Below are 15,468 nucleotides of genomic sequence, written 5' to 3'. Positions count from 1 at the left end.
GATGACCCAGCCTCTCCTTCACATTGACGCCCTCTCCATCGCGTTTCGCCAGCAGGGCGAGCTGCGTACCGTGGTCAATGATGTCTCCCTGCACATAGATGCGGGGGAAACGCTGGCGCTGGTGGGGGAATCTGGCTCCGGGAAGAGCGTTACCGCGCTCTCCGTCCTGCGCCTGCTCCCAGCCCCGCCGGTAGTCTATCCGCAGGGCGATATCCTGTTTCATGGGCAGTCGCTGCTGCATGCCGACGAGCGCACCCTGCGCGGGGTGCGGGGCAACAAGATCGCCATGATTTTCCAGGAGCCGATGGTGTCGCTGAACCCGCTGCACACCCTCGAAAAACAGCTCTATGAAGTACTCTCCCTGCACCGCGGCATGCGCAAAGAGGCGGCACGCGGAGAGATGCTCGACTGTCTCGAACGCACCGGGATCCGCAATGCCGCAAAACGGCTGGCCGATTTTCCTCATCAACTTTCCGGCGGTGAACGCCAGCGGGTAATGATCGCCATGGCACTGCTGACCCGCCCGGAGCTGCTGATTGCCGATGAACCGACCACCGCGCTGGACGTCACGGTACAGGCGCAGATCCTTCAGCTGTTACGCGAGCTGCGTGACGAGCTGAACATGAGCCTGCTGTTTATCACCCACAACCTCAGCATCGTGAGAAAGCTGGCCGACCGGGTCGCGGTGATGCAAAACGGCTGCTGCGTGGAGCAGAACCGGGCCGCGACGCTGCTTGCCGCGCCTGAGCACCCTTACACCCAGCGGCTGCTCAACAGCGAGCCAGCTGGCGATCCCGTCCCGCTGCCGGACGCGTCACAACCGCTGCTGAGCGTGAAAGATCTCTCGGTGGCTTTTCCGGTGCGCAAAGGCCTCCTGCGTCGGGTGGTGGATAACAAGCAGGTGCTAAAAAACGTCAGCTTTAACCTGCGCCCCGGTGAAACCCTGGGGCTGGTAGGCGAATCCGGCTCCGGTAAAAGCACTACCGGGCTGGCGCTGCTGCGCCTGATCGCCTCCAGAGGGGAGATTGTGTTTGATGGTCAGCCGCTGCATCGCTGGGATCGCCGTCAGATGTTGCCCGTCCGCCACCGGATGCAGGTGGTGTTTCAGGATCCAAACTCCTCCCTGAATCCACGTCTTAACGTGCAGCAAATTATCGAAGAAGGGCTGCGGGTGCATCAGCCCACGCTCAGCGTGCAGGCGCGGGAGGAGGAGGTCATTCGGGTGATGGGCGAAGTGGGGCTGGATCCGCAGACCCGGCATCGTTATCCTGCCGCCTTTTCCGGCGGCCAGCGTCAGAGGATCGCCATTGCGCGCGCGCTGATCCTGCGTCCGGAGCTGATTATTCTGGATGAACCCACCTCATCGCTGGATAAAACCGTACAGGCGCAGATCCTGGCGCTGCTGAAAGATCTGCAGGAGAAACACCGGCTGGCCTATATCTTTATCAGCCACGACCTGCAGGTGGTACGCGCGCTGTGTCACCAGGTGATTGTGTTACGTCAGGGAGAGGTGGTCGAGCAAGGGGAGTGTCAGCGCGTGTTTGCCGCGCCGACGCAGGAGTATACGCGTCAGCTATTAGCGTTACGCTGACGCTCAGACAGGATCCTGACCTGCTACGGATTCGGCAATCGCCACCCCGAAGTTTTTCAGGCGGCAGGTCGCCGCGAACTCGTCCTGGCTTTTCACGAACAGGCACGGCTCGCCTTCGCACTCCAGTACCGAGCTGTAAAGCTCAATGTCCGTCAGCGCCTGGCTCAGCTTTTCCATTACCGGCCATGCGTTGCCCTCTTCCGGGCTTAGCAGCTTAAGCGCCACCAGACAGTTATCACTGTTTGCTCCGCTTTGCGGAATCGGTTCAACTTTGGAACCTGCAAAACCCGCCGACCAGCGATAGCTCTGCGGCAAGCGATGCACAATGGAGAGCTGTAATGTATTCACGTTTGTTCCCCGGAAGCAAAATATACTTCACAATCTATTTACATTTATAGTAACACATCAACACTTACCTGCTCTGTTTTTAATAAGAAAACGCTTACACCTGTTTCCACGGGGGTTGGCGTCTAATTTATCAGGGCTTTTTGACAGTGTTTCAGGTTGATAGCGGCGCTATATGTACCCGTTTCTGTGATCTAACACAACCTTTTTAACTACAAGGCTGTGACTATTTACACAAATAGATTTTACATAAAAGAAACAAACAGGGGAGCGGTGAAACGTGCTTTGCTTGACCAACATCAAAAAAGGGCCCCGTCGGGACCCTTATCGCTGCACTATTTTACTGCTTTTCGTGGCCGGCTGGCGTAGAGGCAGAAAAGGATCGAGCAGGTCGCGCACAAGGCAATTGACCAGAGCATCGGCCAGGCGGTGGTAAAGGTCGCCAGGGAGAGCAGCGCCCCGACAATGGCGCCAATCCCGAAGCGGAAGGTGCCTGCCAGTGAAGAGGCCGTCCCGGCCATATGCGGGAACTCATCAAGGATCACCGCCATCGCGTTGGACGACACTATCGAAATACAGCCCACAAAGGCCGCAATCCCTATCACCAGCGTCCAGAAGCCCACATCAAAGAAGGCCGTCACCACCATCCACACCGCCATGACGAACTGGATCCACAGACCAATGCGGAACATGTTCAGCGCCCCCACCCGACGGACGAAGCGGCTGTTGATCATAGTCAGCACAAAGATGAAGACCACGTTCAGCGCGAAGTAGTAGCCGAAATGCTGCGGGGAGACGTGGTTGAGTTCGATGTAGACAAACGGCCCGGCGCTGAGGAATGAGAACATCCCGGCAAAGCTGAAGCCGCTGGCCAGCATATAGCTCAGCACGCGCTTATGGCGAAACAGTGAGGCAAAGTTGCCAAGGGTGGTACGGATATGAAACTTCTGCCGATGCTCCGCAGGCAGGGTTTCCTTTATAAAGAAGAAGATCATCGCCGAGGCCAGCAGGGCCGCCAGCGCCAGAAGCCAGAAAATCGCGTGCCAGCTGAACCACACCAGCACAGCCCCCCCGACCATCGGTGCCACCAGCGGCGCCACGGTGGTGACCAGCATGACGAAGGACATCATGCGGGAGAACTCTTCTTTGGGGTAGATATCGCGCATCAGGGCATTGATGACCACGCTTGCGGCCGCTGCCGCCAGGCCGTGGAAGAAACGCATCACAATCAGGTGATCGATGGACTGCGCCATCGCACAAGCTGCCGCCGCACCAGCAAACACCAGCGTCCCGCCCAGCACCACCGGTTTGCGGCCCAGGCTGTCGGCCATAGGGCCGTACAGCAGCTGGCCGAGGGCAAAGCCGAGAATATAGGTGCTGAGGGTCATTTGCGCGCTACCCGCCGGCACGCCAAATTGCTCAGCGATCACCGGCAGCGCAGGCAGATACATGTCGATGGACAGCGGCATCAGCATAGCCAGCAGACCAAGGATAAAGACAATGCTGAACGACGAGTGTGGCCTGGTGGTCACAATTAGCTCCTGAAATTAGCGTGAAGAGAGGCCAACGCTGGCAATTTCTTCTTCCGTCAACGGGCGGTATTCGCCTGGCTCAAGATCCGGGTCAAGGGCGATCGCCCCAATCCGTTCGCGATGCAGACCCACAACGTGGTTACCCACGGCAGCAAACATGCGTTTTACCTGATGGTAGCGCCCTTCGCTGATGGTCAGACGCACTTCGGTAGGGGTGATCACTTCCAGCACGGCGGGCTTAGTCAGATCTTTTTCATTGTGCAGCTGAACGCCGTGGGCAAATTGTTCTGCCGTGCTGTCGCTCACCGGGGATTCCAGCGTCACCAGGTAGGTCTTCTCACAATGGTGGCGCGGGGAAGTAATACGATGCGACCACTGACCGTCATCGGTCATCAGCACCAGGCCAGTAGTGTCGATATCCAGACGCCCGGCGGCGTGCAGTTTGTGCGCCACTGGCTCGTCGAGGAAATAGAGCACGGTCGGGTGATCGGGATCGTCAGTCGAGCAGACATAGCCTTGCGGCTTATTGAGCATGAAGTAACGCGGGCCGTTCTGCTGGGTCAGCGAATTGCCGTCATATTCCACCTGATGCTCGGGCTGGAGTTTGAACGCGCTGTCTCGCACAATATCGTCATCCACAGTAACGTGGCTGCCGCGAATCAGACGCGCAGCAATAGCGCGGCTTACGCCGAGTTGCTGAGCGATAAACTTATCAAGTCGCATGAAATAATTTTAGCCTTAAAGGTGCCAGGAGCCGGACGGGGCGCCCGGAAAAGAAGCAGTTAACAACAGCCCAGTATAACGGGCTATCCGCGCCACTCAAGGGAAAAAGTTTCGTGGCATACTATATGCGGGATAACAAAGCTGAGTAACCATGACCTTTACACTTCGCCCCTATCAACAGGAAGCCGTGGACGCCACCCTCGCCCACTTTCGTCAGCATAAAGAACCGGCCGCCATCGTCCTGCCCACGGGGGCGGGCAAAAGCCTGGTGATCGCCGAGCTGGCGCGCCTGGCGCGCGGTCGCGTGCTGGTGCTGGCGCACGTCAAAGAACTGGTGGCGCAAAACCACGCCAAGTATCTGGCGCTGGGCCTGGAGGCTGATATTTTTGCCGCCGGATTACAGCGTAAAGAGAGCCACGGCAAAGTGGTGTTTGGCAGCGTGCAGTCGGTAGCGCGCAATCTGGACAAGTTTCAGAGCGAGTTCTCGCTGCTGATCGTGGATGAGTGCCATCGTATCAGCGATGACAACGACAGCCAGTATCAGCAGATCCTGACCCATCTGAAGAGCGTGAACCCGCACATTCGTCTGCTGGGGCTGACCGCCACCCCGTTCCGCCTCGGAAAAGGCTGGATCTACCGCTTTCATTATCACGGCATGGTACGTGGCGATGAAAAGGCGTTGTTCCGCGACTGTATTTACGAGCTGCCGCTGCGCTACATGATTAAACACGGTTACCTGACGCCGCCAGAGCGGCTGGATATGCCGGTGGTGCAGTACGATTTCAGCCGGTTGCAGGTGCAGAGTAACGGCCTGTTCAGCGAAGCGGATCTTAACCGCGAGCTGAAAAAGCAGGATCGTATTACCCCCCACATCATCAGCCAGATTGTGGAGTTTGCCGCCGATCGCAAAGGGGTGATGATCTTTGCCGCCACCGTGGAACACGCCCGGGAAATCACCGGCCTGCTGCCCGCCAGCGAGGCGCGGCTTATCACCGGCGAGACGCCGGGCAACGAACGCGACCAGCTGATTGAGGCGTTTAAGGCACAGCAGTTCCGCTATCTGGTCAACGTGTCAGTGCTCACGACCGGGTTTGATGCCCCACACGTCGATCTGATTGCTATTCTGCGCCCCACCGAATCCGTCAGCCTTTACCAACAGATTGTCGGCCGCGGCCTGCGTTTAGCCCCCGATAAAACCGATTGCCTGATTCTGGATTACGCTGGCAACCCACACGACCTGTACGCCCCGGAAGTGGGTGCGCCAAAAGGAAAAAGTGACAACGTCCCCGTGCAGGTGTTTTGTCCCGGCTGCGGATTTGCCAACACCTTCTGGGGCAAAACGACCGCCGACGGCACGCTGATTGAGCACTTTGGCCGACGTTGTCAGGGCTGGTTTGAAGATGACGACGGCCATCGGGAACAGTGTGACTACCGTTTCCGCTTCAAAAACTGCCCGCAGTGCAATGCTGAAAACGACATTGCCGCCCGTCGCTGTCGCGCCTGCGATGCGGTGTTGGTCGATCCCGACGATATGCTGAAAGCGGCCCTCAAGCTGAAAGACGCGCTGGTGCTGCGCTGCAGCGGGATGGTGCTGGCTCATGGCGCGGACGAGAAAGGCGAATGGCTGAAAATTACCTATTACGACGAAGATGGCACCGATGTCAGTGAGCGCTTCCGTCTGCAGACGCCCGCCCAGCGTACCGCCTTTGAGCAGCTGTTTATCCGTCCGCATACCCGCACGCCCGGCGTGCCGCTGCGCTGGATCACCGCGGCCGATATCGTTCATCAGCAGCCGTTGCTGCGCCACCCTGACTTCGTGGTAGCGCGGAAAAAAGGCCAGTTCTGGCAGGTGCGCGAAAAGGTTTTTGATTATGAAGGCCGCTATCGGCGGGCTAACGAATTGCGTGGATAAAGGGACTTTTCATTGATGTGCAGGCCATTTGAGTATAAAATGCCGCCCGCTTCACATCCGTGAGGCAGAACACTTACCTGCTGCTGGGTCGCCTGTAGCAGGAATAATATGTACAGAGAGAAATCAATGTTAACTATCAATGTAGAAGTACGTAAAGAGCAGGGCAAGGGTGCGAGCCGCCGCCTGCGTGTAGCAAACAAATTCCCTGCCATCATCTATGGCGGCGAAGCTGCGCCAATCGCAATCGAACTGGACCACGACAAAGTGTGGAACCTGCAGGACAAGCCTGGTTTCTATGGCGAAGTTCTGACCCTGGTTGTTGACGGTAAAGAAGAAAAAGTGAAGGTTCAGGCTGTTCAGCGTCACCCGTTCAAGCCAAAACTGGCTCACATCGACTTCGTTCGCGCGTAATCGCTTACAGGTTGAGAAAAAACCCCGCATTGCGGGGTTTTTTTATGGCCGTTATTTACCGCCGGAGGTGCGACGCTGCAGCTGGTCGCGCAGGTTTGGCGGGGTGCCTTTAATGGTCAGCGTGTCGGTCGCCGGATCCCAGAAAATGCGCTCGCCGAGCAGCATGGCATCAAAGTTAATGGTTAACCCACCGCCGCTACCGGCAAATTTGGTGAGCTGACGCAGCGTGCTGCGATCCGCCGGGAAGCTCTCTTCCAGCTCATAGCCTTTCTCAGCCGTAAATTCCTGGAAACTCACTTCGCTGACGCCCGCTAACTCTTTTGACAGCGACTCCAGAGCGATCTCTTCTCCCGCCTGCAGCTGCTCGTTGCAGTAGGCGTACACCTGCTGACGCACGTTCTGGCGTTCCGCTTTATCCAGCTCGGCTTCTGCGGTGAAATCATCTACCGCCTGCAGCAGGCCTTTGTTCTGCGCCTTGGCGTTCAACCCTTCGCTGGCACCGAGGAAATCCATAAAGAAGTCGGCCACCTTGCGCCCTACCCGCCCTTTCAGGAAGGTCAGATAGCGGGTCGATTCCGGATTGGTTTCCCATTCCGTCAAATCGATACGCGCCACGATATCCGCGTGGTTGATGTCCAGATAGTGGGTGGAGCTGATATCCAGCTGCTCATTAACGCGCATGCTGCTTAAGTTGTTCAGCACCGCCACCAGCAGATACTCCACCGCCAGGTAACGATAATGGCAGAACAGGACGATCCCGCCATCGGCAAATGGGTACTTTGCCAGCTCATCGCGCAGGCGGCCGGTGGCGGCCCGGCTGAAGGCGAGGAAATCCTCGTCGCCCTGACGTTGCAGGCGCAGCGCCTGCGCCAGTTCACTCTCTTCACTGAACAGGCCATAGGCTTTGTTTTTAGCGCTGTAAACCCGGTGCAGCTCCGCGATCATGTCAACAGCGGTAGGCGTAGGCTCCAGTAACGAATCGCGCAGCACCAGCTCAAGGGTTTGCTCATCACGCTTGATAAGCTGGTGCAGGGCAATCTGGTTGATATCCAGACTCATGATAAACTCTCCTTTTAGACCGGGCCGTATTCAACCACCCGCCAGACATGTATGCAACCGAAGATAAAAAAGGGGAAAAAAAGCTGTTGCTACGGTAATATGTTGCCCTTTCCTTCACAAACAGATTTCGATTTATGCCACAACTCTCCCGCTATAGTGATGAACACGTTGAACAAATGCTCAGTGAGCTGCTCAACGTACTGGAAAAACATAAGGCACCCACCGACCTTTCCCTGATGGTTCTGGGAAATATGGTGACTAACCTTATCAATACCAGCGTTGCGCCGGCCCAGCGCCAGGCAATCGCAAAATCTTTCGCTCAGGCCTTACAGTCCTCGGTTAACGACGACCAGGCACACTAAGGGAAACGAACGACAGTTTATGGTGACGAATCGTCAGCGCTACCGTGAAAAAGTCTCCCAGATGGTTAGCTGGGGGCACTGGTTTGCCCTGTTCAACATTCTGTTGGCGATGGTGCTTGGCAGTCGTTACCTGTTTGTCGCCGACTGGCCGACAACGCTTGCCGGGCGTATCTACTCCTGGATGAGCGTCATTGGCCATTTCAGCTTCCTGGTATTCGCCACTTATCTGCTGATCCTGTTCCCGCTGACGTTTGTCGTCATGTCGCAGCGGCTGATGCGGTTTATCTCCGCCATTCTCGCCACGGTGGGCATGACGCTGTTACTGATCGACAGCGAAGTCTTTACCCGTTTTCACCTGCATCTTAATCCTGTCGTCTGGGAACTGGTGATTAACCCCGACCAGAACGAAACGGCACGCGACTGGCAGCTGATGTTTATCAGCGTGCCGATTATTTTGCTGATTGAGATGCTGTTTGCCACCTGGAGCTGGCAAAAGCTGCGCAGCCTGACGCGTCGTCGTCGCTACGCCAAACCGGTTGCCGCCCTCTTCTTCGTGGCCTTTATCGGCTCGCATTTCATGTATATCTGGGCTGACGCCAACTTCTACCGCCCAGTCACCATGCAGCGCGCGAACCTGCCGCTCTCCTATCCGATGACGGCCCGCCGCTTCCTTGAGAAACACGGCCTGCTTGATGCGCAGGAGTATCAGCGCCGCCTGATCGAGCAAGGCGATCCCGAAGCGGTATCGGTACAGTATCCGCTCAGCGATCTGCGCTACCGTGACATGGGCCAGGGTCAGAACGTCCTGCTGATCACCGTTGACGGGCTGAACTACTCGCGCTTTGAGAAGCAGATGCCAGCGCTGGCGGAGTTTGCCGATAAGAACATCAACTTTACCCAGCATATGAGCTCCGGTAACGCCACCGATACCGGGATCTTCGGCCTGTTCTACGGCATTTCGCCAAGCTATATGGACGGCGTACTGTCGTCGCGTATTCCTGCGGCGCTGATTACCGGTCTGAACCAGCAGGGTTACCAGCTGGGGCTCTTCTCGTCAGATGGCTTCAGCAGCCCGCTATACCGTCAGGCACTGTTGTCCGACTTCTCGCTGCCGGCCACCCAGAGTCAGTCCGACGCCCAGACCGCCGGGCAGTGGATCAGCTGGCTGAACCGCTATGCGCAGGACGATAACCGCTGGTTCTCCTGGGTTGCCCTCAACGGCACCACGCTGGATAACAGCAACCAGAAAACCTTTGCCCGCCGCTACGCTCAGGCAGCAGGCGATGTGGATGCCCAGATCGCCCGGGTACTGAACGCCCTGCGTGAATCCGGCAAGCTGGAGAACACGGTAGTGGTGATCACCGCAGGTCACGGTGTGCCGCTGGGTAACGAGCGCACGGATGTTGACTGGTCGCGCCCTCGCCTGCACGTTCCGCTGGTTATCCACTGGCCGGGGACGCCCTCGCAGCGCATTAACATGCTGACCGATCATAAAGATGTGATGACCACCCTGATGCAACGCCTGCTCCACGTCAGCACGCCAGCCAATGAGTATTCCCAGGGTCAGGATCTGTTCAGCGCCACACGTCGTCATAACTGGGTGACCGCTGCCAGCAATAATACGCTGGCCGTCACGACGCCAGCCCTGACGCTGGTACTGAACAGTAACGGCAGCTACAAAACGTACAACCTGCAGGGTGAGAAACTCAACGACCAGACGCCGCAGCTCAGCCTGCTGCTCCAGGTGCTGACGGATGAAAAACGGTTCATTGCTAACTGATTTAAAATTAATCAGTTAGCCTGGACTGGCCTTGCATTAAGCGCGGAAATGGGTAGTATAAATTCTCATGCGTCGGCACGTAGCGCAGCCTGGTAGCGCACCGTCATGGGGTGTCGGGGGTCGGAGGTTCAAATCCTCTCGTGCCGACCAAAAATCCCAAAAAAAACCAACCTTTTACGGTTGGTTTTTTTATGCCTGACTTCCGCGACAGCGCTTCAATGCGCGCTTAAATTTCCGGCGTCTTTTTATACCCTGTCAACATCAGCATCAGGCTCTCTTTCGAATCCGCCGGGCTGAACTCGTAGTGGTTGCCCTGACGGTCGCCCCCGATGTACCAGGAGATTTCCGTCTTTCCTGCGGCCAGCGCTTTACGCACCGCCTTGTCGACATCTACCATCCGGTACTCACGCTTGTTGTTGAGATACAGTTTTGCATCGGAGCTGTAGTTGCAGGCAGGCCGTTTTTTCCAGCTGACGGTAGCCGGATCCCAGTCGTTGCTGGCCGGGTAGAAGAAGATTTGATCCGCGCCGTTGGCTTCGACTTTCCCGCCATAGATACGAATTTTGTACTTGAAGAGAGAGGGATCCTGGCCTGTCGGCAGCGGTGGGATCGTGAATTTAACCAGGCTCAGGGTCTCGCTATTGTGGGTACGCCCCCCGTTTTGCCAGTTATCCTGGACTAATAAGGTCTGCGCCGGGGCGCTCGCCGTCTCGCTGCTCACCCGGACGTTTGCCAGCGCCTTCGAATAGCCATAAGGCACGTTGGTACCGCAATCCATGCCCTGATTCATGCACATCTCCGTCATAAAGCGGGCGCCCTCTTCGGTCCAGCCGTTCATAAAGTCGGCATGGGCGGTATAGAGGCTACCCCAGTGCTCCTCACGCGCATCGCCATTCATGGTGGGATCGAGCGACAGCTGCGCTTTCGCCGTATCCAGAGAGGTGATGCCGTGCAGCACCCAGGCCACGTTCATATTTACCGTCGGGATCTTCACCGGGAAGCCGGAAGGACAATCCCCTTTCACATCGTAGGCGGCGTTAGCCATCCCGTGGTGCGGCTTGAGGTTAATGCCATCCCAGCAGTTAGGGAACTGAATGCCGATATTGAACTGCACCGCATCTTTGGCTTTTCTCAGGCCACAGACTTCACCGACTTTATTGGTGTAGCCTTTGCCGTTGGCGCATAAAAAGGTGATCCGGGAGTTGGGTTTAGTGCCGCGGTGATCGCCCGCCAGCAACGCCAGCCCGGCCGGGAACGGGCTGAGTGGGTACTGATCGACCTGCGAAGCCTGATAGTAGGTTTTTTGGTAGGCAGGCTTTACCACCGTCCCATTTGGCAGGCGCAGCGACGGCACCCAGTAGGCTGAGCTGTCGGCTTTGTTATCGCAGGTGGTGTCCGGTTGCTTACGCAGCGACGAAGAGGTGGAATGGGCATCCGTGCGGGTATTGCCAAAAAAGTCATGCCACATCGCCTGGTTGGCTTTGCCGAACATCATGATGGCATCATCGCCCAGGGTGTGGTTATACCCGCAGACAACGTGCGCCTGCGGGGCGGCATGCGCATAAAGCGATGGCAGCAAAAGGGCGGATGCCAGCGCAGTATAAACTGTGGTCCTTTTCATAGAGATCTCCTGATAGAAAGGCCCACATTGGTAACAAAACGGCGTTCACTCTCCGAATGATTTACGAAATGATTTTCCGCTGTAACGTGCTTTACAACGCTGCCGGACGCTTAAGCAGATACCCCAGGGTTATCAGGCAGATAACGGCCCCCGTATAGAAAGTATATTCCGCGCCCCACGTTTCCCAGATGATGCCCGCTCCGAGGCTGGCAATCAGCAGCGCCACGCCGCTCACCATACTGAACAGGCCAAAGGCGGTTCCGCGCAGGTCGGCGGGAGCTGTTTTCGCAATCATCGCCGTCAGCAGCCCCTGCGTCATTCCCATATGAATGCCCCACAGCGCCACGCCGACGATGATCCCCACCCAGTGGGTGCTCAGGGCCAGCACGATATCTGCCGCGATCAATACCACCAGCCCCCCTTGCAGCAGGCGGGTATGGCTCATGGCATCGGAGAGTTTACCGAAGGGATAGGCTGAAAAGGCGTACAGCAGGTTCATGGCGACCATCACCAGCGGGATCAACGCCAGCGGGATACCGGATTGCTGGGCGCGCAGCACCAGAAATGCCTCGCTGAAGCGGGCCAGGGTAAAGACTGCCCCCAGGCCGACCACCCACCAGCAGCTGGCACCGAGGCGTTTCAGGTTCGCTTTTTTAATCGGATTGGTGCGTTTGTGGGCGACAGGAGAGGCGGGTTCATGCAGGCCAAAAAAGAGTAGCGCGACGGCAAGTACGCCAGGAATCACGGCGATCCAGAAAATGGTGCGGAAATCGTTATGCCACAACAGCATCATGCCGACCGCCAGCAGCGGGCCAAGAAACGCGCCGATGGTGTCCATCGACTGACGCAGCCCGTAGGCGGCACCCCGTAGTTCGGGTGGCGTTACGTCGGCCACCAGCGCATCACGCGGTGCGCCGCGGATCCCCTTCCCTACCCGGTCAATTAACCGTGCCCCGAGGATCATCCCCGACGAGGAGGCGAGCGCGAACAGCGGCTTGCTGGCCGCCCCCAGCCCGTAGCCCAGCAGCGCCAGCCCTTTGCGTTTCCCCAGATAGTCGCTGATGGCACCGGAGAAAACCTTGATAATCAGCGCCGTGGCTTCCGCCAGCCCTTCGATCAGGCCAATGAAGATGACGCTGGCTCCCAGCGTGGTCACCATAAACAGCGGCAATAAGCTATGGATGATCTCCGAGGAGATGTCCATCAACATGCTGACGCCGCCAACGATCCAGACCCCTTTGGGGATCTGGCTCAGCGTGGAAAACCGGGAGGCCATGCTCCGCTCCTGCTACCGGGAAAACCGTCATTTAACCCGAAAAAGTAGCAGAAGGGAATGTGAATCAATATCGTAAAAGCGAAGCGCGAAAGCTTAGTGCTTATCGCTACCACCGAGGAAAAAGATCCCCAGCGGGATGGCCAGCAGAACGGTAAAGACCGTGCTGTAAACTAACACCATTGCCGATTGCAGAACGTACATGCTGGTGGTCCACGACGTTAGCGGAATGTTGTACTGCTCAACCACACCGATGATCGTTACACGGCCTACCCCCATTACCGCGATGAGAAACACCGTCAGCAGTGCCAGCAGAAATTTTTTCCCCGCTGGGGTGTTAAGTTTTTGGCGTACCATGCGTCTCTTCCTTCACAGATGAATAACAATGATTGCCGCTCACCCTACCACGATCGTGCCTGCCGCACCAATCCAGAATTTAAAACCACAACAAAGGCAAATTGTTAGTGATATAAACCAGATAAAAATAAAATAAAGGCAAAAAACACCACTTATGATAGTGTAAGCAGGAACCGTTTGACATAAAAAGGAATGACTGTGAAAAACGCACCTAAAAGCATCGTCGCCCTTCTGGCGTTGGCCTGCGCCAGTGCCTATGCCGCCCCTGCCGCTCAACCCCTTGAGAAAACGGCCCCGTATCCGCAGGCGGAGCACGGGATGAAGCGCCAGGTTATCGACCTGCCCGCCCAGAAAGATGAAGCGAATTACAAAGTAGAACTGCTGATCGGCCAGACGCTGGACGTGGACTGCAACCTGCATCGTCTGGGCGGCCAGTTAACCAGCAAGACGCTGGAAGGCTGGGGCTACGACTATTACGTCTTTGATAAGGTCACCTCGCCGGTCTCCACGATGATGGCCTGCCCGGAAGGGAAGAAAACCGCTAAATTTGTGACTGCGAATCTGGGTGAGCACAGTCTGCTGCGCTACAACAGCAAGCTGCCGATTGTGATCTATACGCCGGACAACATCGAGGTGAAATACCGCGTCTGGCAGGCAGATGAGAAAATCGAAAACGCCGTCGCGCGTTAATAAAAAAGCCGGGTTATGTTAAGCCGGCTTTTTTTACATCAGAGTGCGATATCCGCGACCGGTTTGCTTTCCGGCTGGGCCGTCGCCTGCGGCTGAGCCTGAGGCACCGCATCCGGGGCCTGCGGCTTTTCATACTTCAGCTGCAGAACGCGGCTGGTGTACTCCAGCTCCTGCTCGGTAGCATCGATGTTGCCGTTCAGCGCCGTACCGTAAGATGGAATGATCGTTTTCAGCTTCGCCTGCCACTCCGGGCTGGCGACTTTGTCTTTGAACACTTTTTCCATCAGATGCAGCATGATCGGCGCGGCAGTGGATGCGCCCGGAGATGCACCCAGCAGCGCGGCTACGGTGCCTTCTTTATCGCTAACCACTTCGGTGCCCAGACGCAGCACGCCGCCTTTCTCCTCGTCACGCTTGATGATCTGCACGCGCTGACCCGCCTGCCACAGACGCCAGTCCGCTTGCTTCGCGTCCGGGTAGTACTCTTTCAGCGCTTCAAAGCGATCGTCATCGGAGAGCATCACCTGGCTAATCAGGTATTTCACCAGATCGAAGTTATCCAGACCGACATCAACCATTGGCCCCACGTTCGAGGTGGTGGTAGAACTCAGCAGATCCCACAGCGAACCGTTCTTCAGGAACTTGGTCGAGAAGGTCGCAAACGGCCCGAACAGCACCACGCGCTTACCGTCGAGAATACGGGTGTCGATATGCGGCACTGACATCGGCGGTGCGCCCACGGAAGCCTGACCATATACCTTCGCCAGATGACGGTTCACCACGTCCGGGTTTTCAGACACCAGGAACTGACCCCCAACCGGGAAGCCCGCGTAGTTTTCCGCTTCCGGGATACCGGTCTCCTGCAGCAGCTTCAGCGCCGCGCCGCCGGCACCAATAAAGACGAACTTCGCCTTGATGACGTGCTCTTCATCATTGTGCTTGAGATCGGCAACGGTCACGCTCCAGGTGTTGTCTGCGTTACGCTTAAAGCCGCGCACTTCGCTGTTCAGCGACAGAGTGAAGTTCTCTTTTTTCTGCAGAGAACCCACCAGCTGACGGGTAATTTCACCGTAGTTAACGTCGGTACCGATTTCGGTACGGGTCGCGGCCACTTTCTGGTTCGGGTCGCGCCCTTCCATCACCAGCGGCGCCCACTCCTTGATCTGAGCGTGATCTTCGGAGTATTTCATCCCACGGAACAGCGTGCTTTGCTGCAGGGCAGCATAACGGCCGCGCAGGAAGTTAACGTTATCGTCACCCCAGACAAAACTCATGTGCGGCACAGTGTTAATAAAGCTGTGCGGATCATGCATTACGCCACTGTTAACCTGGTGAGACCAGAACTGACGGGAGATCTGGAACGCTTCGTTGATCTCCACGGCTTTCTCAATGCTGATAGAGCCGTCTTTTTTCTGCGGGGTGTAGTTCAGCTCCATTAAAGCCGAGTGGCCCGTACCGGCGTTATTCCAGCCGTTGGAGCTTTCCTGGGCTACGCCGTCCAGACGTTCAACCATGGTCATTGACCAGTCCGGCTGAAGCTCCTGCAGATAGGTTCCCAGCGTGGCGCTCATGATCCCGCCGCCAATTAACAGAACGTCCGTTTCCTGGTCCTGCGATGCCTGAGCCTTCGCCGCCATCGGAGCAGCGCTAAAGCTTGCCGCCGCAGCCAGCAACAGGGCAGTCATTTTTTTCATAATTAATGCCTTCGTAATAAGCGTATTGTTCGCTATTTATGCAGATGAAGTCGAGTGCGGCGCCACGGTAGCAACATTTAAATATTGTTTAAAGGTTAAATAATTATTGTAATTATGA

Annotated in this window: 14 protein-coding genes and 1 tRNA gene; 7 read left to right on the top strand and 8 right to left on the bottom strand. The window is 56.8% G+C overall.

Going from position 1 to position 15,468, the window contains the following annotated elements:
* Position 1 precedes the first annotated feature (1 nt).
* Positions 2-1,591 carry a microcin C ABC transporter ATP-binding protein YejF gene (gene yejF / locus ABIE02_RS06795; protein ID WP_077226281.1) on the top strand — a complete coding sequence of 530 codons (1,590 nt, stop codon included), beginning with the start codon at positions 2-4 and terminating at the stop codon, positions 1,589-1,591.
* Positions 1,592-1,594: 3 nt separating this feature from the next.
* Here the strand turns inward: yejF and ABIE02_RS06790 are convergent, their stop codons facing one another.
* The 3 genes from ABIE02_RS06790 to rsuA all read right to left on the bottom strand — a co-directional run bounded on the left by ABIE02_RS06790 (position 1,595) and on the right by rsuA (position 4,191).
* On the bottom strand, positions 1,595-1,939 hold the full coding sequence (locus ABIE02_RS06790) for a YejG family protein (RefSeq protein WP_032612669.1): 345 nt from the start codon (positions 1,937-1,939) through the stop codon (positions 1,595-1,597).
* A 332-nt stretch (positions 1,940-2,271) separates the two neighbouring features.
* Positions 2,272-3,468 (bottom strand): Bcr/CflA family multidrug efflux MFS transporter, encoded by a 1,197-nt coding sequence (locus tag ABIE02_RS06785; RefSeq protein WP_103792186.1) that lies wholly within the window; start codon positions 3,466-3,468, stop codon positions 2,272-2,274.
* Between the two features lie 15 nt (positions 3,469-3,483).
* Positions 3,484-4,191 carry a 16S rRNA pseudouridine(516) synthase RsuA gene (gene rsuA / locus ABIE02_RS06780; protein ID WP_059307500.1) on the bottom strand — a complete coding sequence of 236 codons (708 nt, stop codon included), beginning with the start codon at positions 4,189-4,191 and terminating at the stop codon, positions 3,484-3,486.
* 151 nt (positions 4,192-4,342) lie between these two features.
* Between rsuA and ABIE02_RS06775 the strand changes: the two genes are divergently transcribed.
* Complete coding sequence (locus ABIE02_RS06775) at positions 4,343-6,103, top strand: DEAD/DEAH box helicase (RefSeq protein ID WP_103792187.1); 1,761 nt, start codon at positions 4,343-4,345, stop codon at positions 6,101-6,103.
* Between the two features lie 126 nt (positions 6,104-6,229).
* Positions 6,230-6,514: a 50S ribosomal protein L25 gene (gene rplY, locus ABIE02_RS06770; protein ID WP_032612678.1), complete on the top strand. Its 285-nt coding sequence runs from the start codon at positions 6,230-6,232 to the stop codon at positions 6,512-6,514.
* 51 nt (positions 6,515-6,565) lie between these two features.
* Here rplY and yejK read toward each other — a convergent pair whose 3' ends face one another.
* Entirely contained in the window at positions 6,566-7,573 is a 1,008-nt protein-coding gene (gene yejK / locus ABIE02_RS06765; protein ID WP_032612679.1) for a nucleoid-associated protein YejK, read from the bottom strand.
* A gap of 134 nt (positions 7,574-7,707) precedes the next feature.
* On the opposite strand from yejK, the gene ABIE02_RS06760 reads away from it, so the two are divergent.
* The 3 genes from ABIE02_RS06760 (at position 7,708) to ABIE02_RS06750 (ending at position 9,865) form a co-directional block, all read left to right on the top strand.
* Entirely contained in the window at positions 7,708-7,935 is a 228-nt protein-coding gene (locus ABIE02_RS06760; protein WP_032612681.1) for a YejL family protein, read from the top strand.
* A 19-nt stretch (positions 7,936-7,954) separates the two neighbouring features.
* The gene (gene yejM, locus ABIE02_RS06755; RefSeq protein ID WP_032612682.1) at positions 7,955-9,715 is read left to right on the top strand and encodes an LPS biosynthesis-modulating metalloenzyme YejM; all 1,761 of its coding nucleotides are present in this window, start codon (positions 7,955-7,957) and stop codon (positions 9,713-9,715) included.
* Between the two features lie 73 nt (positions 9,716-9,788).
* Positions 9,789-9,865: transfer RNA gene (locus tag ABIE02_RS06750), tRNA-Pro, on the top strand.
* Positions 9,866-9,941: 76 nt separating this feature from the next.
* Here the strand turns inward: ABIE02_RS06750 and ABIE02_RS06745 are convergent.
* The 3 genes from ABIE02_RS06745 to ABIE02_RS06735 all read right to left on the bottom strand — a co-directional run bounded on the left by ABIE02_RS06745 (position 9,942) and on the right by ABIE02_RS06735 (position 12,966).
* A complete protein-coding gene (locus ABIE02_RS06745) occupies positions 9,942-11,336 on the bottom strand; it encodes a DUF1996 domain-containing protein (protein ID WP_336994477.1) in 1,395 nt (464 codons plus the stop codon).
* A 91-nt stretch (positions 11,337-11,427) separates the two neighbouring features.
* Positions 11,428-12,612 carry an MFS transporter gene (locus ABIE02_RS06740; RefSeq protein ID WP_336994476.1) on the bottom strand — a complete coding sequence of 395 codons (1,185 nt, stop codon included), beginning with the start codon at positions 12,610-12,612 and terminating at the stop codon, positions 11,428-11,430.
* A 93-nt stretch (positions 12,613-12,705) separates the two neighbouring features.
* On the bottom strand, positions 12,706-12,966 hold the full coding sequence (locus tag ABIE02_RS06735; RefSeq protein ID WP_032612688.1) for a DUF2534 family protein: 261 nt from the start codon (positions 12,964-12,966) through the stop codon (positions 12,706-12,708).
* 192 nt (positions 12,967-13,158) lie between these two features.
* Between ABIE02_RS06735 and eco the strand changes: the two genes are divergently transcribed.
* Positions 13,159-13,656: a serine protease inhibitor ecotin gene (gene eco / locus ABIE02_RS06730; RefSeq protein WP_059307496.1), complete on the top strand. Its 498-nt coding sequence runs from the start codon at positions 13,159-13,161 to the stop codon at positions 13,654-13,656.
* Positions 13,657-13,694: 38 nt separating this feature from the next.
* Here eco and mqo read toward each other — a convergent pair whose 3' ends face one another.
* Positions 13,695-15,350 (bottom strand): malate dehydrogenase (quinone), encoded by a 1,656-nt coding sequence (gene mqo, locus ABIE02_RS06725; protein WP_279867396.1) that lies wholly within the window; start codon positions 15,348-15,350, stop codon positions 13,695-13,697.
* Positions 15,351-15,468: the final 118 nt, after the last annotated feature.

This window comes from Leclercia sp. 1548 (assembly GCF_050435045.1).
Taxonomy (GTDB): Bacteria; Pseudomonadota; Gammaproteobacteria; order Enterobacterales; family Enterobacteriaceae; genus Enterobacter; species Enterobacter adecarboxylatus.
Note: the sequence above shows the minus strand (reverse complement) of the source record. Positions and strands in the feature narration are given on the sequence as shown.

Bases quoted from the DNA above. Each gene is read 5' to 3' on its own strand.
- mqo (WP_279867396.1), bottom strand. From the start codon at position 15,350: ATGAAAAAAATGACTGCCCTGTTGCTGGCTGCGGCGGCAAGCTTTAGC.
- rplY (WP_032612678.1), top strand. From the start codon at position 6,230: ATGTTAACTATCAATGTAGAAGTACGTAAAGAGCAGGGCAAGGGTGCG.
- ABIE02_RS06760 (WP_032612681.1), top strand. From the start codon at position 7,708: ATGCCACAACTCTCCCGCTATAGTGATGAACACGTTGAACAAATGCTC.
- rsuA (WP_059307500.1), bottom strand. From the start codon at position 4,191: ATGCGACTTGATAAGTTTATCGCTCAGCAACTCGGCGTAAGCCGCGCT.
- ABIE02_RS06735 (WP_032612688.1), bottom strand. From the start codon at position 12,966: ATGGTACGCCAAAAACTTAACACCCCAGCGGGGAAAAAATTTCTGCTG.
- ABIE02_RS06740 (WP_336994476.1), bottom strand. From the start codon at position 12,612: ATGGCCTCCCGGTTTTCCACGCTGAGCCAGATCCCCAAAGGGGTCTGG.
- ABIE02_RS06775 (WP_103792187.1), top strand. From the start codon at position 4,343: ATGACCTTTACACTTCGCCCCTATCAACAGGAAGCCGTGGACGCCACC.
- yejK (WP_032612679.1), bottom strand. From the start codon at position 7,573: ATGAGTCTGGATATCAACCAGATTGCCCTGCACCAGCTTATCAAGCGT.
- eco (WP_059307496.1), top strand. From the start codon at position 13,159: ATGACTGTGAAAAACGCACCTAAAAGCATCGTCGCCCTTCTGGCGTTG.
- yejF (WP_077226281.1), top strand. From the start codon at position 2: ATGACCCAGCCTCTCCTTCACATTGACGCCCTCTCCATCGCGTTTCGC.
- ABIE02_RS06745 (WP_336994477.1), bottom strand. From the start codon at position 11,336: ATGAAAAGGACCACAGTTTATACTGCGCTGGCATCCGCCCTTTTGCTG.
- yejM (WP_032612682.1), top strand. From the start codon at position 7,955: ATGGTGACGAATCGTCAGCGCTACCGTGAAAAAGTCTCCCAGATGGTT.